15 protein-coding genes and 1 pseudogene are annotated in these 17,530 nt (G+C 67.4%); 5 read left to right on the plus strand and 11 right to left on the minus strand.

Annotated elements, in window-relative coordinates; translation table 11 throughout:
- Positions 1 to 170 precede the first annotated feature (170 nt).
- Positions 171 to 1,369, minus strand: a pseudogene (locus XnspCFBP7698_RS19775) (DUF3667 domain-containing protein).
- 235 nt (positions 1,370 to 1,604) lie between these two features.
- Between XnspCFBP7698_RS19775 and XnspCFBP7698_RS19780 the strand changes: the two are divergent.
- Together XnspCFBP7698_RS19780 and sppA are read left to right on the plus strand one after the other, a co-directional pair.
- Positions 1,605 to 2,981, plus strand: a complete 1,377-nt coding sequence (locus XnspCFBP7698_RS19780; protein WP_047694641.1) for an MATE family efflux transporter — start codon at positions 1,605 to 1,607, stop codon at positions 2,979 to 2,981.
- 84 nt (positions 2,982 to 3,065) lie between these two features.
- Positions 3,066 to 4,967: a signal peptide peptidase SppA gene (gene sppA / locus XnspCFBP7698_RS19785; RefSeq protein WP_104581298.1), complete on the plus strand. Its 1,902-nt coding sequence runs from the start codon at positions 3,066 to 3,068 to the stop codon at positions 4,965 to 4,967.
- 64 nt (positions 4,968 to 5,031) lie between these two features.
- On the opposite strand, the gene XnspCFBP7698_RS19790 is transcribed toward sppA, so the two are convergent.
- Entirely contained in the window at positions 5,032 to 5,247 is a 216-nt protein-coding gene (locus XnspCFBP7698_RS19790; RefSeq protein WP_104581299.1) for a hypothetical protein, read from the minus strand.
- Positions 5,248 to 5,353: 106 nt separating this feature from the next.
- Here XnspCFBP7698_RS19790 and XnspCFBP7698_RS19795 point away from each other — a divergent pair, with 106 nt between their 5' ends.
- Entirely contained in the window at positions 5,354 to 6,130 is a 777-nt protein-coding gene (locus XnspCFBP7698_RS19795) for an SDR family oxidoreductase (protein ID WP_104581300.1), read from the plus strand.
- 24 nt (positions 6,131 to 6,154) lie between these two features.
- A complete protein-coding gene (locus tag XnspCFBP7698_RS19800; RefSeq protein ID WP_104581301.1) occupies positions 6,155 to 6,400 on the plus strand; it encodes a hypothetical protein in 246 nt (81 codons plus the stop codon).
- A 120-nt stretch (positions 6,401 to 6,520) separates the two neighbouring features.
- Here the strand turns inward: XnspCFBP7698_RS19800 and XnspCFBP7698_RS19805 are convergent, their stop codons facing one another.
- The 9 genes from XnspCFBP7698_RS19805 to XnspCFBP7698_RS19845 all read right to left on the minus strand — a co-directional run bounded on the left by XnspCFBP7698_RS19805 (position 6,521) and on the right by XnspCFBP7698_RS19845 (position 16,580).
- Positions 6,521 to 7,180 (minus strand): hypothetical protein, encoded by a 660-nt coding sequence (locus XnspCFBP7698_RS19805; protein ID WP_047694647.1) that lies wholly within the window; start codon positions 7,178 to 7,180, stop codon positions 6,521 to 6,523.
- Positions 7,177 to 7,950, minus strand: a complete 774-nt coding sequence (locus tag XnspCFBP7698_RS19810; protein ID WP_104581335.1) for a hypothetical protein — start codon at positions 7,948 to 7,950, stop codon at positions 7,177 to 7,179. The genes XnspCFBP7698_RS19805 and XnspCFBP7698_RS19810 overlap by 4 nt, the downstream gene beginning before the upstream one ends.
- Before the next feature lie 437 nt (positions 7,951 to 8,387).
- Complete coding sequence (locus XnspCFBP7698_RS19815) at positions 8,388 to 8,951, minus strand: Sua5/YciO/YrdC/YwlC family protein (protein ID WP_104581302.1); 564 nt, start codon at positions 8,949 to 8,951, stop codon at positions 8,388 to 8,390.
- A gap of 8 nt (positions 8,952 to 8,959) precedes the next feature.
- Positions 8,960 to 11,455, minus strand: coding sequence for a DNA topoisomerase I (locus tag XnspCFBP7698_RS19820; protein WP_104581303.1), 2,496 nt, complete (start codon positions 11,453 to 11,455; stop codon positions 8,960 to 8,962).
- Positions 11,456 to 11,637: 182 nt separating this feature from the next.
- A complete protein-coding gene (locus XnspCFBP7698_RS19825; protein WP_104581304.1) occupies positions 11,638 to 12,915 on the minus strand; it encodes an RDD family protein in 1,278 nt (425 codons plus the stop codon).
- A 41-nt stretch (positions 12,916 to 12,956) separates the two neighbouring features.
- Entirely contained in the window at positions 12,957 to 13,679 is a 723-nt protein-coding gene (locus XnspCFBP7698_RS19830; protein ID WP_104581305.1) for a pilin, read from the minus strand.
- Between the two features lie 40 nt (positions 13,680 to 13,719).
- The gene (locus tag XnspCFBP7698_RS19835) at positions 13,720 to 14,193 is read right to left on the minus strand and encodes a DUF494 family protein (RefSeq protein WP_003484452.1); all 474 of its coding nucleotides are present in this window, start codon (positions 14,191 to 14,193) and stop codon (positions 13,720 to 13,722) included.
- A gap of 42 nt (positions 14,194 to 14,235) precedes the next feature.
- Positions 14,236 to 15,372 carry a DNA-processing protein DprA gene (dprA, locus tag XnspCFBP7698_RS19840; RefSeq protein WP_104581306.1) on the minus strand — a complete coding sequence of 379 codons (1,137 nt, stop codon included), beginning with the start codon at positions 15,370 to 15,372 and terminating at the stop codon, positions 14,236 to 14,238.
- Between the two features lie 71 nt (positions 15,373 to 15,443).
- A complete protein-coding gene (locus tag XnspCFBP7698_RS19845) occupies positions 15,444 to 16,580 on the minus strand; it encodes a LysM peptidoglycan-binding domain-containing protein (protein ID WP_104581307.1) in 1,137 nt (378 codons plus the stop codon).
- Between the two features lie 130 nt (positions 16,581 to 16,710).
- Between XnspCFBP7698_RS19845 and def the strand changes: the two genes are divergently transcribed.
- Positions 16,711 to 17,223: a peptide deformylase gene (gene def / locus XnspCFBP7698_RS19850; RefSeq protein WP_039564470.1), complete on the plus strand. Its 513-nt coding sequence runs from the start codon at positions 16,711 to 16,713 to the stop codon at positions 17,221 to 17,223.
- The last annotated feature ends 307 nt before the right edge of the window (positions 17,224 to 17,530 follow it).

The following is a 17,530-nucleotide window of genomic DNA, read 5'->3' on the forward strand; positions in this document are numbered from 1 at the left end:
TGCGACTGCACGACGGCCAGCGGGCTGTCCCGGCTTGGTGGGTGTCACCGAGGCGGTACGGCCGATGCGCGGCTCGCCACTCGGAATCGTCCGCGGCCAGGTCGCGCCGTTGCTGCGTCAGACTGTGGGCAACCAGAACACCATGGCGATGTCACGCATGCCGTGTTCGATCACAGGCGCGCCAGGCTCGCCACCATCAGGAATGCGGCTGCCAGCGCGACGACGACGAAGTACACGCTGCCCAGGCCGAGATATTTCAGCACGGTCACCGGCCACGACTGTCCGTACACCCGTCGCTGCATCCACAGCAGATAGACCGGCATCCACAGCGCCAGCCCGAACTGCACCAGCCCGATGCTCCAGGCAATCGGGCTGGCAACCTGCGCCACCGCGTCGCCAAGCAGCGACAGCAGCAGCATCGCCAGCAGGTTCAGGCACAGAAACGCATGGCTGTAGAGCGCCACCACCAGGTGTTCCAGATACACCCGCCCGCTGCGCAGGTAAAACACCCGTAACAGCAACGCAAACAGCGGCACCAGCACCAGCAAGGTGGATGGCACCGCCGCAAAGAACGCGTTGTAGAGCAGCTGCGGGTTGCTGCGCAGGCGCGGCAGGTTGGCGCGGATATGGCCGAGCTGGGTGTTGAGCCAGCGGTTGGCGAACGGCGGCAACGGCGCCACGGTCAACGGATTGCTGACCGGATCCCAGGGGGTGCCGCCGACCGAAAAGAACGTGCTGTTGTCGGGTGCATCGACCACCGGGGCCGCACTATTCAGGCGCGCGCCCTGGTGCAGTTGCGCCAGCCGCTTGCTCGCTTCGCTCTCGGCACGTGCAATGCCGGCATCCACGCCGTCGCGTGCGATGCCGGCTGGCACCACCGTGCGGGTGCTGGTCAGCGCACCGACCATCTGCGCACGCACCGCTTCCACCTGCGCCGGCGTGCGCGCATGCGCGAAGTCTTTCGGTGTGGCGCTGTGCGGTGCCGCTCCCGCCGCGACATCGGTGTCCTCGTCGGACGCGTGCACGGCGATGCGTGCGATGAAGAAGGTCAATAGACTCAGCACCAGAAACAGCCGCATCGGTGCCACATAGCGCACGCGTTGCCCGCTCAGAAACCGCAGTGCCACGCGGCCGGGCACGAGCAGGTCGCGCAGGGTGCGGAAGATGCGCCCGTCCAGGTGCCAGAACGACTCGAATACTTCTTCCACCGCATGCGCAACGCTACGCACCGGGTTGTGGGCGCTCTGCCCGCAGGCGTGGCAAAAGTCACCGTGCAGGGCGGTGGAACAGTTTTCGCAATCCGATGGGTGCGGCGCGGTCGGGTGCAGGGGCATGGCCAGGTCCTGTTGGCGGTTCCAATGGGCCGCAGCGGCTGGCATGGCCACCCGAAGGGCCATGTCACGCGCACGGTACAGCATGATCGCGCGGCTGGCCGGGATTGGCGTGCCGCATTGTATTGCCCCGCATGCGCGAGCGAGCGCGGCGGCAGTGACCCAGGCGCGCGTCAGGCCGCTGTCGGAAACTGCGCGTAAGATAGCGGCCCCACGCGACCCGGTGCCAGCGCCTCCCGGTACGGCCGTAGTCCGCGCAGCGATCGGTTTGTCATGTCTGTTCCTTCTGCACCCACGTCCGCGACGCCAGGCTTCGCCGCGGAAGTGCGCACCACCGGCCTGCTGGCCTTGCCGCTGGTGCTCGGCCACGTCTCCACCGGCCTGATCGGCTTCACCGACAACGTCATCGCCGGCCACCACGGCACTGCCACGCTGGCGGCGGTCACCATCGGGACCTCGCTGCTGTGGCTGCCGATGCTGGTGCCGATCGGCACGCTGATCTCGCTGACCGCTTCGGTCTCGCAACTGCTCGGCGCCGGGCGCGAGCGCGAGATCGGCCCGTTGTTTCGTCAGGCGTTGTGGCTGTCGCTGGGCTTGAGCGCATTGATGTTCGCGTTTCTGAGCGTGGTGCCGCCGCTGCTGCCCACCTTCGGCATTGCGCCGGACATCGTGCCGGGGGCCACCGACTTCCTGCATGCGGTGCGCTGGGGCGTGCCGGCGCTGACGTTCTATTTCTGCATGCGCTATCTCAGCGAAGGCATGCACTGGACGCTGCCGACCATGTTGCTGGGGTTTGGCGGGCTGCTGGTGCTGGCGCCGCTGGGCTATGCGCTCACCTACGGCAAATGGGGCCTGGCCGAGCATGGCGCCGAAGGGCTGGGCATGGCCTCGGCGATCACCATGTGGGTGCAGGCCGGTGTCTTTGCGCTGTACCTGTGGCGGGCGCGTCGCTTTGCGCACCTGGAACTGTTCACCCACCTGGAAGGGCCGCGTTGGCGCGCCATCGGTGATCTGTTGCGCACCGGCCTGCCGATCGGTATCACCGTGTTGATGGAAGGCGGCCTGTTCATCGTCACCGCCCTGTTGATCGGCCGGCTGGGCTCCACCGAAGCAGCTGCGCACCAGATCGCCATCAACGTCGCGCAGCTGTGCTTCATGGTGCCGATGGGCGTGGCCGAAGCCACCACCGTGCGCGTCGGCCATGCGGTGGGCCGTGGCGACCCATTGGCGATACGGCGCGCCACCTGGGCCGGTTACGCCATCGTGCTGGGCACCCAGGCTTTGTCGGCCAGCGCGCTGCTGTTGGGCCACGACGCCATCGTTGGCGTCTATACCAACGATGCGGCAGTGGCCGCGCTGGCCTCGGTGTTGCTGCTGTTTGCCGCCACCTTCCAGTTCCCCGATGGCATCCAGGTGCTGTCGGCCGGCGCGCTGCGCGGGCTCAAGGACACCCGCGTGCCGATGTTCCTGGCGATGGTGTCGTACTGGGGCGTGGGCATGCCGATCGGCGCCGGGCTCGGCCTGGGGCTGGGCTGGGGGCCGCAGGGCATGTGGATCGGGTTGATCCTGGGCCTGACCGTGGCGTCGGTCCTGATGGGCTTGCGCTTCCGCCATACCAGCCGGCGATTGACCGCCCGCGTGGCCCCCTGACTTTCAGCGCATGCCGCGCGCGCAGCGCAGCCGGTATGCTGCACACCATCATCTGTACGCAGCGTCTTTTCGACGGAGTTTTCCATGAACCACCCCGTGCGTCGCAATCCCATCGCCAGCTTCTTCGTCGGCCTGTGGGACGTGATGAATTTCACCCGGCGCCTGATCTTCAACCTGGTGTTCTTTGGCTTTCTGTTCCTGCTGTTGCTGCTGTTCGTGGTGGCGATCGCGCGCGGCGACGGCACCAAACCACTGGCCGAGCGCACCACCCTGGTGATCAACCCCGAAGGCACCCTGGTCGAGCAGTTCAGCGCCGACCCGGTGAGCCGGTCGCTGGCCAAGGCGGTGGGCGACAAGAGCGCCGAAGAAGTGCAGTTGCGCGACCTGGTGCGGGTGATCGAGGCGGCCGGCAAGGACCGCAAGATCGAGCGGGTGCTGTTGAACCTGGACAAGCTGCAGCCGGCCGGCTTCGCCTCGCAGCGCGAAGTGGCCGCCGCGCTGCAGAAACTGCGCGCCTCCGGCAAGCAGATTGTGGCCTTCAGCGAAAGCATGAGCCAGGGCCAGTACCTGCTGGCCGCGCAGGCCAACGAGGTCTATCTGGACCCGATGGGCAGCGTGCTGCTGGAAGGGCTTGGCCGCTATCGCCAGTATTTCCGCGAAGGCCTGCAGGACAAGCTCGGCGTGGACGTGCACCTGTTCCGTGTCGGCGAATACAAGTCTGCAGCCGAGCCGTACATCCTCGACGCGGCCTCGGCCGACGCCAAGGAAGCGGACCTGTTCTGGATGAACGATGTGTGGCAGCGCTATCTGGCCGATGTCGGCGCCGCGCGCAAGCTCACGCCCGCGCAGCTGGCCGCCGGCATCGACACCCTGCCGGAGGGCGTGGTGGCCGCCGGTGGCGACCTGGCCAAGTTCGCGCTGCAGCAGAAGCTGGTCGACGGGCTCAAGACCCGCGAAGACGTCGATGCCCTGCTGACCAAGCGCGGCGTGGCCGACAGCGATGCCGACAGCGGTTTCCGCAACATCGGCTACAACGATTACCTGAGCCAGTTGCAGGCGCAGCGCTCGCCGATGGACAGCCGTCCGCAGGTGGCCGTGGTGGTGGCCGCCGGCGAAATCAGTGGCGGCGAGCAGCCGGCCGGGCGCATCGGTGGCGAGTCCACCGCGGCGTTGCTGCGCCAGGCGCGCGACGACGACGAGGTCAAGGCGGTGGTGCTGCGGGTGGATTCGCCCGGCGGCGAAGTGTTCGCCTCCGAACAGATCCGCCGTGAAGTGGTCGCGCTCAAGCAGGCCGGCAAGCCGGTGGTGGTGTCGATGGGCGACCTGGCCGCGTCCGGCGGTTACTGGATCAGCATGAATGCCGATCGCATCTACGCCGATCCGTCGACCATCAGCGGCTCCATCGGCATCTTCGGCATGGTGCCCAACCTGACCCGCGCGCTGGACAAGATCGGCGTGCACACCGACGGCGTGGGTACCACGCGATTCGCCGGTGCGTTCGACATCACCCGTCCGTTGGACCCGGCGGCCGGCCAGGTGATCCAGGCCGTGATCAACAAGGGTTATGCCGACTTCACCGGCAAGGTGGCGCAGGCGCGTCACCAGTCGGTGGAGGCCATCGACAAGGTCGCGCGCGGTCGTGTGTGGAGCGGGGCGCAGGCCAAGCAACATGGCCTGGTGGATGCCTTCGGCGGCATGCAGGACGCAGTGGCCGATGCGGCCGACCGCGCCAAGCTGGGCCGTGGCAAGTTCCGCGTGCGCTATGTGGAAAAACCGGCGACGCCGTTTTCGCAGTTCATGAGCGGGTTCGCCGGCAGCCGCATGGGCGCGTGGATGCTGGGCGACTCGGGCATGGCACGTGCATTGCTGGCCCGCTCGTTGCCGGAAGTGGACACGCAGCTGCGCTTCGTCGAAAGCGCCGTGCACGACAGCAAGGCAGGCGGCACGCCGGTCAAGGCATTGGCCTACTGCTTCTGCGGGTTCTGAGCCGTCGCGCTTGGACAGCGATTGCTGTATCGACAACGCCGGCCTTGTGCCGGCGTTGTGGTTTCTACTGCGTGGCTGCGTCGATCGCCTTGCGCTGGTCTTCGGCGGCCTGATCGGTCGCGGCCTGCACTGCGTGCGCCTCGTTCAGCGGTTGCTGGATGTGGTCGCGCAAGGCGGTGGCCTGCGGTTCGGGTTTCTGTTCGGTGGGTGCGGGCTGCGGCCGCTGACAGGCGCCCAGCGACACCGCCAGGCAGGCTGCAAGCATCCAATGCGTCTTCATCGTCGTGACCTCGCTCGGGGTGGCGGTATCCTAACGCTCGGCCCACGCATGCGCGTCAACTGCGCTGCAGCGGCCGTTTCCCAGCGTCTTGAAGAGGATCACCCACGTGACAATGCATCGCTGGCGGCTGGATGGACAGACCGCGCTCATCACCGGCGCCAGTGCCGGCATCGGTCTGGCCATTGCGCGCGAGCTGCTGGGTTTTGGCGCGGATCTGCTGATGGTGGCGCGCGATGCCGATGCCTTGGCGCAGGCGCGCGACGAGCTGGCCGAGGAATTTCCCGAGCGCGAGCTGCATGGCCTGGCGGCCGACGTGGCCGACGATGAGGAGCGCCGCGCGATCCTGGACTGGGTGGAAGATCATGCCGACGGCCTGCATGTGCTGATCAACAACGCCGGCGGCAACATCACCCGCGCCGCGATCGACTACACCGAGGACGAGTGGCGCGGCATCTTCGAAGCCAACGTGTTTTCGGCGTTCGAACTGTCGCGCTATGCGCATCCGTTGCTGACCCGGCACGCCGCATCGGCCATCGTCAACGTCGGCAGCGTGTCCGGGATCACCCATGTGCGCAGCGGTGCGCCGTATGGCATGACCAAGGCTGCCCTGCAGCAGATGACGCGCAACCTGGCAGTGGAATGGGCCGAGGATGGCATCCGCGTCAATGCCGTCGCGCCGTGGTACATCCGCACGCGCCGCACCTCCGGGCCGTTGGCGGATCCGGATTACTACGAGCAGGTGATCGAGCGCACCCCGATGCGCCGCATCGGCGAGCCTGAAGAAGTGGCCGCCGCAGTGGGCTTCTTATGCCTGCCGGCGGCCAGCTACATCACCGGCGAATGCATCGCGGTGGATGGCGGCTTTCTGCGCTACGGGTTCTGAGCACAGCGCCACGGCAGGGCGACGTTGCCGGTCGTTGCACTGGCGGGCCAGGGCGCAGCGTCGCTGCGCGGCGTCGCGCTCTATGCGGCGCCCGGGTTCCGCCCGGCGGCAGTGCACATGGGGGCGATGGGGCACGTCGCGCAGTGCCTGGCCGGCGCATTCGAGCCCACCGCCTCGCGCCTGATCGAGATGCAGCGCGCGGACTACCTGGCAGCACCTGTCGACATATGCCGATCAACGTTCGTTTCATCGATGCATTGCAGCCCATGATCGGAACAGCGCTGACGGCATCACGGCAGGATTGGCGCGGCCGTGGCCATCCCGCGCACGCCGCATCTGGTCGTAGCGCGGTTTGCGTAACGCATTGCAGCCGGTGATCAGGCCGCGCGCTCAGGGCGTGGCGGCGGGATTGGCGCAGCGGCTTTCATCCAGCACGCGCCGCATCTGGTCATAGCGCTGTTTGCGCTCGGCCGATTGCGCCTCATCGGAGAAGCGCCAGGTGGATTCGGCCTGCTCGGCACGTTTGCGCCAGGCCTCGCACAGGCTCTGGTCCGGCACCGGTGCGCAGCGGTCGGTGACCACTTCGCAGGCGCTGCCGCCACCGGTGGCCGGCCCGCCGGCCAGATTGGTGGTCTGCATCGGCAGGCAACGCGTGGCCGGTTCGCGGTCTTCGGTGAAGTAGCGTCCGTTATCGTGCGCGGTGCATTCGAACAGCGGCGGCGGTGGCAGTGTCGAGGTGGAGGTCGCTGCCGGCACTGGCGTGGTGGGAGGTGTCGCGGCTGGCGCGGCAGGCGCCGATGCAGCGGTTGGCGCAGCGGCGCGAGGCTGCGTGGCACGTGCAGGCGCAGCGGTTGCCGCTCCGCCTGGCGCGAATGGCACTGCGGCCGGGGCTGTCATCAGCTTTTTCTGTTGCTGCATGCCTTTCGGGCACGGCATGTTCTGCACCGTGAGCGCGCCGGTGGGATCGGTGCAACGGTAGATGGCCACTTCCTGGGCGCTGGCGCCCCACACCCCGCCCAACAGCAGGCATACCACCAGGGTACGGTTCATGCGCCGCCGCAATCGCGTTGCTGACGCGCTTCGATGCCACGTTGTTCGCGGCTGAGGTCCTGGCGCTCGCTTTGTAGTGCGTTGTTGTACCGACGGATCAGCTCCCAGCGGCGGTCTGCCAACCGCGCGCAGACTTCCTGTTCCGGCAGGGCGTGGCATTCGTCGCGGACCTGCACATTGCCGTAGGGCACGATCACGGTGCCGCCATAGTCGCCACCGTGGTATCCGCCCTGATAGCCACCTTGATAGCTGCCACCGCCGAAGCTGGCACTGCCGCGCAGGCTGCCGCGTCCGGAACCACCCTGCACCGAGATCGCCGGGCGCGGTCTCACCGGTAGCGGCGGGCGCAGGGTGCCAGCGGGGGGCGGGGGCGGGGCGATGCCATTGCCCACATAGGCCGGCCCCCAGGTCGGCACCCAGCGCGGATTGCCTTCGGGGCTGTCGCTGGTATAGCGCTGGCCGTCTTCGGTGGTGCACTCGTACATCGGCTGCGGCGGTTGCACGGTCACGATGCGCACCTCGCGCGCGGGTGCGGCGGCGGCCGGGGCGGGCGCCTGAACGCGTGCCGGGCGTGGCGGCGGATCCTGGGGGCGCTGCATGTCCAGCACCTGCTGGCGGCCGCCGCTGCACGGCGCATCCTGCAAGGCGACGGTACCGGTGCTGCTGACGCAGCGGTACACGCGCACGTTGGGGTCGGGCTTGCTGGCCGTGCTCGCTGCCGCTGCGGGAAGTGCGCAGGCCAGCAACAGAAGAGTCAGGGGAGTACGCATGGCCTGAGTGTGCGCGCTCGGCGGCCGCGCCGCCAAGTGGCTGGCGGTCGCCTGCGACGCCGTCGCGCCGCGGCATGGCAGCGTCACTGAAGGCGATGAGCTTGCCTGGCTGGGCACTGCCGCAGGTGCCCGGGTGCTGCTTGTGGCGGAGCCCGGCCGCTCCAGGAGACCGCTCGTTGATCGATACCCGGCCGAGAGCGCAGGGCCTGCCGCGCCGGGTCGTTACCGCGGACGTGCCGATCAGGCGCAGCTGGCTGGCTCCGTTGCATGCGGGCACAGCCGTCGAAGACCGAAGAGGGGCGTGGGGACCGAACACGGCTAGGACAGGCCTCCGGGCCAGGCGCGCGCCTGATGCAGACCTGCATGGCAGCGAGCAGCAACCGCCAGACGGGCGCTTTCAGTGGACCATGACGCCGGCTTGTTCGGCCGGCGGTGGCTCAGTCGCGCAGCACCTGACCGGTCCGTGCGTCGCGGATCTGGGTGGGCTGCGCCTGCCCGCCGACATCGCCGGCCACCACGCCGTCGATGGTCGCCAGCAGGGCCGGGTCCAGGGCCTCGCGGCTGCGCGCGGGGGGCTCGCCTGCCAGGTTGGCGCTGGTGGACACCAGCGGGCCGCCCCAGGCCGCGCACAGCGCAGCCACGACCGGATGCGCGCTGATGCGCACGGCCAACCCGTCGTGCGTGCCGGTGACCCAGCGCGGCGCGCGGGACGTGACCGGCAGGATCCAGGTATGCGGGCCGGGCCAGCTGGCCAGCACGTCCTGCCGGCGTGCCGGCGCCAGCGCATCGAGATCGATCCAGTCGTACAGCCGCTCGATGGCGGACGCCACCACGATCACGCCCTTGTCGACGGGGCGCCGCTTGATCTCCAGCAGCCGCAGCACCGCCGCTTCCTGTGCCGGGTCGCAGCCCAGGCCCCAGACCGCTTCGGTCGGGTAGGCGATCACGCCGCCCCGTTGCAGGGTAGCGACCGCGCTGTCCGGGCTCAGCGTGTGGTCCATGCGCTGCCTCAGCCTGCCGCCTTGCTCACGGTTTTCTTGACCATGCGCTTGGCCGCTTTTTTGGCGGCGGTTTTCTTGGCCGGCGCTTTCTTCGCTGCCGTCTTGGTGGCGGTTTTCTTGACCGTGGTCTTCTTGGCGGCGTCCTTCGCTTCCTTGGCCGAATCCTTGACCGCATTCTTCTTCAGCGTGGCCTTCTTGGCGCCAAAGCCCTTGCGCACCGGCTTGCCGGTATCGGCCAGCAGTTGCTGCACCTCGGCGAGCGTCAACGACGACGGCTCGCGCTCCTTCGGGATCTTGCCATTGAGCTTGCCATCGCTGATGTACGGGCCGAAGCGGCCGTTGAGCACCTGGATGTCGCTGCCCTCGAATTCCTTGATCACGCGGTTGCGCGCGATCTCTTCCTTCTCTTCGATCAGGAATACCGCGCGTTCCAGATCGATGGTGTACGGGTCGTCCTCTTTCTTCAGCGAGGCGTACACGCTGCCACGGCGCGCAAACGGACCGAAACGACCGATGCCGACGCTGACGTCTTGATCTTTGTCCTGGCCCAGCGCGCGCGGCATCTTGAACAGTTCCAGCGCATCCTCGATCGAGATCGAGTAAATGCTCTGCCCCGGACGCAGCGACGCGAACGTCGGCTTTTCTTCGTCTTCGACGGTGCCGATCTGCACCATCGGGCCGAAGCGGCCGATGCGCGCACTCACCTCTTTGCCGCTGACCGGGTCGGTGCCGAGCACGCGCACGCTGCCGGCGTCGGTCTTGTCCAGCGAATCCTTCTTGTCCTCGACCAGTTCCTTGAACGGGCCCCAGAACTTCTCCATCAACGGGATCCACTCGGCTTCACCGCGCGACACCGCATCCAAATCGTCTTCCAGGTTGGCGGTGAAGTCGTAATCCACGTAGCGGGTGAAGTGCCCGGACAGGAACTTGGACACCGCCCGGCCCACGTCGGTCGGGCGGAAGCTGCGGCCTTCCATTTCCACGTACTTGCGGAACTGCAGGGTCTGGATGATCGAGGCGTAGGTGGACGGACGGCCGATGCCGTATTCCTCCAGCGCCTTGACCAGCGCCGCTTCGGTGAAGCGCGGCGGCGGCTGGGTGAAGTGCTGGTCGGTGACGATGCGGTCCAGCGGGATGTTGTCGCCGGCCTTCATCAGCGGCAGCTTGCGGCCTTCGTCCTCGTCCTCGCTGCTCTTGGTGTCCTTGCCTTCTTCATAGACCGCCAGAAAGCCCGGCACCACCACGGTGGTGCCGCTGGCACGGAACACGTGCTCGCTGCCGGCCGACAGGTCCACGCTGACGGTGTTGAGCGTGGCCGGAATCATCTGGCAGGCCACCGCGCGGCGCCAGATCAATTCGTACAGGCGGCGCTCGTCGTCGGACAAAAAGCGCGCTACCTGGGCCGGTGTGCGCAACGCCGAGGTCGGGCGCACCGCTTCGTGGGCTTCCTGCGCGTTCTTGGATTTGGTGGTGTAGGCGTTGGGCTGGTCCGGCAGCGAGGCGGTGCCGAAATCGCGCGCGATCACGTCGCGGATTTCCGCCAGCGCGTCCTGCGACAGGTTCACCGAGTCGGTACGCATATAGCTGATCAGGCCGACCGAGCCTTCATCGCCCAGCGCCACGCCTTCGTACAACTTCTGCGCCACCTGCATGGTCTTGCGGGTGGTGAAGCCGAGCTTGCGCGAAGCTTCCTGCTGCAGCGTGGACGTGGTGAACGGCGGGGCAGGGCGGCGCTTGCGCTCCTTGCTGGCCACGTCGGTCACATGCAGCACGCCTTGCGCGGCCTGCTGGATGCGCAGGCGCGCCGCCTCGGCGGTGTCGCCGTCGGTGACGGTGAACTGCTCGAACTTCTGCCCGTCAAGCTTGATCAGTCGCGCATTGAACGCTTGCGAAGGATGCCGGCAGTGCGCATCGATGGACCAGTATTCGCGCGGGATGAAGGCTTCGATCTCTTCCTCGCGCTCGACGATCATGCGCAGCGCCGGCGACTGCACGCGGCCGGCAGAGAGCCCGCGCTGCACCTTGCGCCACAGCACCGGCGACAGGTTGAAGCCCACCAGATAGTCCAGCGCGCGGCGGGCCTGCTGCGCATCCACCAGGTCGGCGGCGATCGCGCGCGGCTTGAGCATCGCTTCCTTGATTGCGCGCGGTGTGATCTCGGTGAACACCACCCGCTGCATCGGCTTGTCCTTGAGCAGGCCGCGCTCTTTCAGGATCTCGGCGATGTGCCAGCTGATCGCCTCGCCCTCGCGGTCCGGGTCGGTCGCAAGGAAGATGTCGTCGGCGCCCTTGGCGGCGCGCGCAATGGCCTCGACATGCTTCTCGTTCTTCTCGATCAGGTCGTAACGCATCGCAAAGCCGTTGTCCGGATCTACCGCGCCCTCCTTGGGGACGAGATCGCGCACGTGCCCATACGAGGCCAGGACAGTGAAGTCCTTGCCGAGGTATTTATTGATCGTCTTGGCCTTGGCGGGCGATTCGACGATGAGCAGGTGCTTGGGCATGGTGGCAACTTCTTGGGGCAGAGCCCGGGGGGCGGGTAGCGTGGCCTAATTGGCCGGTCGAGGGAAGCAGATCGGCCGTTTCCCACACGTTAACGCCCGGGGAGTACTCCCGGGCGTTCAGTCGTCTTATTAGAAAGATCACGGCGGACGCCGCCGTGTCAAGCGCCTGGCGCGGCGAACTGCTAGCTCTGGCTCATTCCGATGGTTGCCAGCATGATCGCGACGACCACGATGGAGAGCACCAGCAGCACCGCATAAATGGCCAGTACCACGATCGTGACCGTGTCCAGGCCCCGCGACTGCAGCTCCGGGCGGTCGGTGAAGGCCCAGCGGTCCACCACCAGGGTGTCGCAGATCTTGTCGTGCGGGGTCTGTTTGCGCTGGGTCATGCCGGCCATGAAGGCCGCCACGACCGCGCCGATCCCCAAGGTCAGGACGCTGATCAGCATATAGGCCAGGTACCGCAGCACGTTGCGCCAGAACCCGACCCGGGCACCGTTGCTGTCGGCGCGCACCACCTTGATGCCACAGGCGAGCTTGCCCAGGCTGGCCTGCAACCGGCTGGACTGCATCCAGGCAAAGTACAGCGTGGGGATGGCCAGGCCGATGCCGTAGGACATCACCAGGATCGCAATGCCGAGCGCGCTGCCGTCGTCCAGGGCCGAACCGGAGTCGCCCCGGGTGGTCATCAGCGCCACCACGAACACCAGCGGGATCACGATCAGGTACACCGCGAAGGTGGTGATCAGGCTGTCGAGGATGCTGGCGGCCACGCGCCGCCACAGGCCGGCGTAGACGACCGGCGCATCCTGCAGTGCACCGCTTGCCGCGGGCGCGGCGAGGGCCGGATCACCCCAGGCGCCGGGAAGCGGCGTCGTCGCACTTGTCGGTGCGTTTCCGGGTGCCGAAGCCGCTCCGGCGGTCTCGCTCAGACTCGGGCCCGAGGCTTGCGGTGGGGTAATGGCGTCTGCCGGCGGGGCAGACCATGCCGGCCGGCCCGGTGACGGGGCGTGGTCGCGTGGCGGGTGGGCTGGGGAATCGACCGACGGAGATTGACCGGCAAGACCGGCGGCCACGGCGGCACCAGCCACGGCGCTGCCGCTGGCATCGGCAACGGTCGTCTGCGCGGGCGATGCCGTGGCAGCGTGGTCATTGACCGGCCTGGCCGCGACGGGCGACGCCGTGCCAGGCACGCCGTCGACGCTGTCGGCAGCCGACAGCGGTGCATCGGTCGGTGTTTCCACGCGCGGCGGCCCGCCGGCCTCGGGCACCGCAGGCCCCGCGCCGTCGAGGCTCAGTTCGGCGGCGACCTCATGCAGGGCCACCCATTGCGGCAGGCCTTCGCGCCAGACCAGGCTGGAGCGGTCGATGATGCCCTGCGACAGGCGCGCGGCAAGCGTGTCCGTGTCCACCGGTCCCTGGCGTTGCCGCTGTGCGTCGGCGTAATACCACTGCGTCATGTCGTCCCCTTAACGTGTAGCCATTGGCGTGCTGCAGGCGGTCAGCCGCGGCAATGCGGCGGAAGTTGGGCGTCGTCGATCTCGGAACTGCAGTTCCAGCTCGCGGCCTCCGCATCCAGATCCAGCCACAGCGCCTTGCCGTCGATTCTGGCCGACTTGGGCGCGTGGATGACCGCTTCGATGCCGCACTCGGTCGTCTCGAAACGGCCGATACGCACGCTGCTCAAGCGCTCGCTCGCGTACTGCTCGGGTGGCTTGAAGCCAGCGTCGTCGTTGACCGGGCAGCGGCCTTCGCTCGCAAGAAATTCGGCGATCTGCGGCTTTAACGGTGCCAACTCGCCAATCGCCTCGGCCACCCTGGCGCGGTTGAGATAGTCGTTGTAGGCCGGGAACGCGATCGCGGCAAGGATCCCGATCACGCCAACCACGACGAAGACGCCGGCCACCGCGCCCAGCACTGCAATCAACGGCCAGCCAGTGGTATTGCCGCGTGGGTGCAGAGGCGGTGCGGGCGCATGAGCAAGCGGAGCGTGCGCCGCAGCGGGCGGCAATGGCGGCGGAACCGATGCCGCACGCATATCAGTGGAAATTGGCGGGCCAAGGGTGTCGGCACAGGCGGACAAGGGCAGCCACTGGTCCAGCCCTTCGCGCCAGACCAACGTATCCAGGGCGATCAGGTGATCGCGATACAGACCCAGCAAGGCGTCTTCGGCCACCGGCCCGTGCCGATGGCGATTGCCATCGGCGTAATACCAACTGCGCATCCCCGTTCCCCTGCACGCACGTCCGTGGCGGCTTCAAGGCTCAGTGTACGGGTTCAGGCTCGTCCAGGAACATCTGGGTTTCCATCCAGGCATAGGCCGCTTCGGCGCCGGGCTGGTTGAACAGCACCATCAGCACCACCCATTTGAGGTCGTCCAGGTCCAGCTCGTCCTGGTCCAGCGCCATGGCGCGATCCAGCACCAGCTCGCGCTGATCGGCATCGAGAATGCGGTGTTGCTCGAGGAACAGCAGGAACCCACGGCAGTCCACATCGAGCTTGTCCAGCTCCGGCCCGTGATAGATCCGCACCGGCCCATCGACATGCGGGCGCGCGACGCTGGGCCGCTGCTCGGAGAGCGCGTCCAACCAATCGAAGGCCTTGCTGATTTCTGCGGGGCTGAAACCGGCCTGGATCAGGCCATTTTGTAGCGAGTCACGGTCACGGACCAGGTCCGCGTCTTCGCTGAAGTAATGTTCGAACAGGTACAGCAGTACATCGAGAATGCTCTCTTTCATTGCCCTCGGCCTGCGTCGCGCGACGCTGTGGAGGTGAAGAAACTAAGGATTGCGGGTATAGCGACCGTGCTCGGTGACCACGTCTCCCTCCAGTTCCATGATGAGCAGCATGGAGGACAGCGCGGCGGCCGTCAATCCGGTGCGCTGCACCAGGGAATCCATAGGGGTTGGGTCGTGGCCCAGCGCCTGCCACAAGCGCTGGTAGTCCGGGTCCGAGCGCACGGAAGTGGCGGTGCGCACCGGCCTGGCCTCCTGAGTTGGGGCGCTCAGGCGTTCGCGCAAGGCGCTGGCCAATTCGCCCGACAGCAGGCCCAGCCCGTCGATGACCTGGGCCGGTTCCTGCGCGAGCGTGGCGCCCTGGCGGATCAGGTGGTGGCAGCCGCGGGCGAGCGGGTTGTGCAGCGAGCCGGGCAGGGCAAACACCTCGCGGCCGGCTTCTGCCGCCAGGCGTGCGGTGATCAGGGCGCCGGAGCGCATCGCCGCTTCCACCACCAGCGTGCCCAGAGCCAGCCCGGCGATGATCCGGTTGCGGGCCGGAAAGTGCGCCGCTACCGGGCCGGTGCCCGGCAGGTATTCGCTGACCACCGCGCCACGTGCGGCGATGCGATCGCGCAAGCCGTGGTGCCGCTCGGGATAGGCCACGTCGGTGCCGGTGCCGACCACTGCCACGGTGATGGCTTCGCGGTGGGCCAGCGCGGCCTCGTGTGCGATCGCGTCCACGCCTGCGGCCATGCCGCTGACGATGCTCAGCCCGGCGCCCGCCAGGCTGGAGGCGAACACACGGGTATGGTCGCGGCCGGCGGCGGTGGCCGAGCGGCTGCCCACCACGGCCACGCCCGGGTGCCAGAGCGCATTGGGGTCGCCGTCCACGAACAGGGCCATGGGCGGATTGGCGATATGACGCAGCAGGGCCGGGTAGTCCGGATCGTGCCAGCCGATCAGGTGGTGCCCGGGCTGTGTGCACCAGTGCAGCGCCGCATCCAGTGCCTGCTGGTCGGGTGTGTGCAGGCGCTGCGATTGCACCTCGTCGCAGCCGGCGGAGCGCCACGCCTCGGGCCCGGCCGCCAGCATCTGGGCCGCCGACGCGAAGGTGGTCAGCAATGCCTTTCGCGGTGGGCTACGGCCGCCTGCCAGCAGCAGGATCAGCAGGGCGCGCAGGTCGGGAGCAGTCAGGGCCATGCATTCAGGCTAGGCCGCAAACGACGACGGCGCCCTCGGGCGCCGTCGCGTTGATGCATCGGAATTTTTGCTTACTGCGCGTCGGGATGCTTGACGAAATACCCCAGGCCGGTCGGCTTGACGCTTTCCATCACCAGCGCATAGCTGACCTTGTCGAAGGTGCGGAACACCATCGCATGCGAGGCGTATTCGTCGGGCAGGCCGACGGTGGAGCCGGCCGGGCCGCTGAAATCGTCATCAGTCCGCGAGAAGCGCGCGTGCTTGACGCGGTCGCTGACCGTGCGGCCCTTGCGCCAGATCGAGAACACCGTGCCGTTGTTGATGCCTTCGCGGGCACCGCCGGAGATGGCGATCACGTCGCGGGTGCCGCCGACGATGAAGGCGTCGGAGATGGCCAGCACGCGCAGTTCGGTCTGCAGCGCCTGTTCGGACGGCGGGTGCGGGATGAACTGCAGATCGTAGGGCTGTGCTTCGACCGCGACGATGCGATCGCCGGCGCGCACTTCGCGGCCGCTGTCCTGCAACAGCAGGGTTGCCGCCTTGGAGTTGCCGCCTGCCGCGCTGCGGGTGATGGTGCCGACGTTGACCTGCGCCAGCTCATAACCGAGGAACTCGCGGCGCTTGCTCGGCGCGATGAAGTTCTTCCAGATGTTGCCGGAGCCGGCGGTGATGTTGCCCGCCATGTCCAGGTCTTCGTTGTGCTTGGGCAGGCTGAACTTCACGGTCGGGCGAACCACCGCAAAGCGCTGGCCCGGCTGCGCGTTCTCCAGGCCGACCACGTAAGCGACCTGGCCGGTGGTGGCGCGCGTGCGGCCGCCTTCCAGGCCCACCACGTAAGGCAGCTGATCGAAGTCGTCGACCACGCGCAGGTTCTTCAGGAACGGCTCGACGTCGGCCAGCGGAATGGCGTTGATCGGTGCTTCCTGGCGCGGGCCGGGCTGGATGGTGCCTTTGCCGACGCGATCCAGATAGGCCAGGCTGATCACGTCGCCGGGATAGATCAGGTGCGGATTCTGGATCTGCGGATTGGCCTGCCAGATTTCCGGCCACAGCCATGGTTTTTGCAGGAAACGCCCGGCGATGTCCCACAAGGTATCGCCCTTGCGGACCACATAGGTATCTGGATGCTCGCCCACCGCTTGCGCGGCAGCGTAGGTCGCGACGGTCAGCATCGCCGCAGCGACGACCGTACGAAGTCGGTTCAACATGAGTGCCTTCTTGCCTGATTCCCCAACAGGTCCGCGCACTATAGTCCAGAAACCGGGGCGCCACGCAAGCATTGCGCTAGAATGACACCGTCTTGCCGGCGCCGCGCCGGTGTCCCAGACGGGTAACCCCATGGCTTTGCTCCCTATTCTCGAATTTCCCGATCCGCGGCTGCGTACCAAGGCCGTGCCGGTCGATGCGGCCGAGGTCACCAGCCCGGCGTTCCAGAGCTTGCTCGACGACATGTTCCAGACCATGTACGAGGCGCCCGGCATCGGCCTGGCCGCCAGTCAGGTGGACGTGCACAAGCGCTTCATGGTGATCGACGTCAGCGAAGAGAAGAACGCCCCGCAGGTGTTCATCAATCCTGAAATCGCCACCCGCCAGGGCGAACAGGTGTACCAGGAAGGCTGCCTGTCGGTGCCGGGCATCTTCGCCGATGTCAGCCGCGCCGATGCGATCACCGTGCGTTACCTGGACCGTGACGGCAAGGCACAGGAGCTCAGCACCGATGGCCTGCTGGCGGTGTGCATCCAGCACGAGATGGACCACCTGGACGGCAAGCTGTTCGTGGACTATCTGTCTCCGCTCAAGCGCGAGATGGTGCGCAAGAAGCTGGCCAAACAGCGCAAGCATGTGGCTTGAGGGCTGGGATTGGGGATTCGGGATTGGGGATTGGTAAAGGCGGGTTTTTGCACGCCTGTGAGCCGGCTGGTTTCACATCGTTGAGCGCTGATCTCGGTGCGATCTGATGGCTAGGCCGGCACTTTGCCACTGCGGCAAGTCCCGGGCGGATGGCCTTGAACCTCGGGCGCGGAATGCGTGACCGCCAAGCCGCTGCCTATTACGGGCTTCGAGTCCCGGATGCAATTCCCGCTTCTCAGCGCACCCGATCGATGATGGGGCACGCGGGCTCCGGCGCCGGTTTGCCAAATCTTCCAGCGTAAATCCC

Origin of the sequence: Xanthomonas sp. CFBP 7698 (assembly GCF_003600855.1) — a bacterium.
In the GTDB taxonomy this organism is placed as follows: Bacteria; Pseudomonadota; Gammaproteobacteria; order Xanthomonadales; family Xanthomonadaceae; genus Xanthomonas; species Xanthomonas cannabis.

Excerpts from the sequence above, each read along its gene's own strand:
- XnspCFBP7698_RS19780 (WP_047694641.1), top strand. The coding sequence starts at position 1,605 with ATGTCTGTTCCTTCTGCACCCACGTCCGCGACGCCAGGCTTCGCCGCG.
- XnspCFBP7698_RS19810 (WP_104581335.1), bottom strand. The coding sequence starts at position 7,950 with ATGCGTACTCCCCTGACTCTTCTGTTGCTGGCCTGCGCACTTCCCGCA.
- XnspCFBP7698_RS19805 (WP_047694647.1), bottom strand. The coding sequence starts at position 7,180 with ATGAACCGTACCCTGGTGGTATGCCTGCTGTTGGGCGGGGTGTGGGGC.
- XnspCFBP7698_RS19815 (WP_104581302.1), bottom strand. The coding sequence starts at position 8,951 with ATGGACCACACGCTGAGCCCGGACAGCGCGGTCGCTACCCTGCAACGG.
- XnspCFBP7698_RS19845 (WP_104581307.1), bottom strand. The coding sequence starts at position 16,580 with ATGTTGAACCGACTTCGTACGGTCGTCGCTGCGGCGATGCTGACCGTC.
- XnspCFBP7698_RS19830 (WP_104581305.1), bottom strand. The coding sequence starts at position 13,679 with ATGCGCAGTTGGTATTACGCCGATGGCAATCGCCATCGGCACGGGCCG.
- XnspCFBP7698_RS19820 (WP_104581303.1), bottom strand. The coding sequence starts at position 11,455 with ATGCCCAAGCACCTGCTCATCGTCGAATCGCCCGCCAAGGCCAAGACG.
- XnspCFBP7698_RS19835 (WP_003484452.1), bottom strand. The coding sequence starts at position 14,193 with ATGAAAGAGAGCATTCTCGATGTACTGCTGTACCTGTTCGAACATTAC.
- XnspCFBP7698_RS19790 (WP_104581299.1), bottom strand. The coding sequence starts at position 5,247 with ATGAAGACGCATTGGATGCTTGCAGCCTGCCTGGCGGTGTCGCTGGGC.
- dprA (WP_104581306.1), bottom strand. The coding sequence starts at position 15,372 with ATGGCCCTGACTGCTCCCGACCTGCGCGCCCTGCTGATCCTGCTGCTG.
- sppA (WP_104581298.1), top strand. The coding sequence starts at position 3,066 with ATGAACCACCCCGTGCGTCGCAATCCCATCGCCAGCTTCTTCGTCGGC.
- XnspCFBP7698_RS19825 (WP_104581304.1), bottom strand. The coding sequence starts at position 12,915 with ATGACGCAGTGGTATTACGCCGACGCACAGCGGCAACGCCAGGGACCG.
- def (WP_039564470.1), top strand. The coding sequence starts at position 16,711 with ATGGCTTTGCTCCCTATTCTCGAATTTCCCGATCCGCGGCTGCGTACC.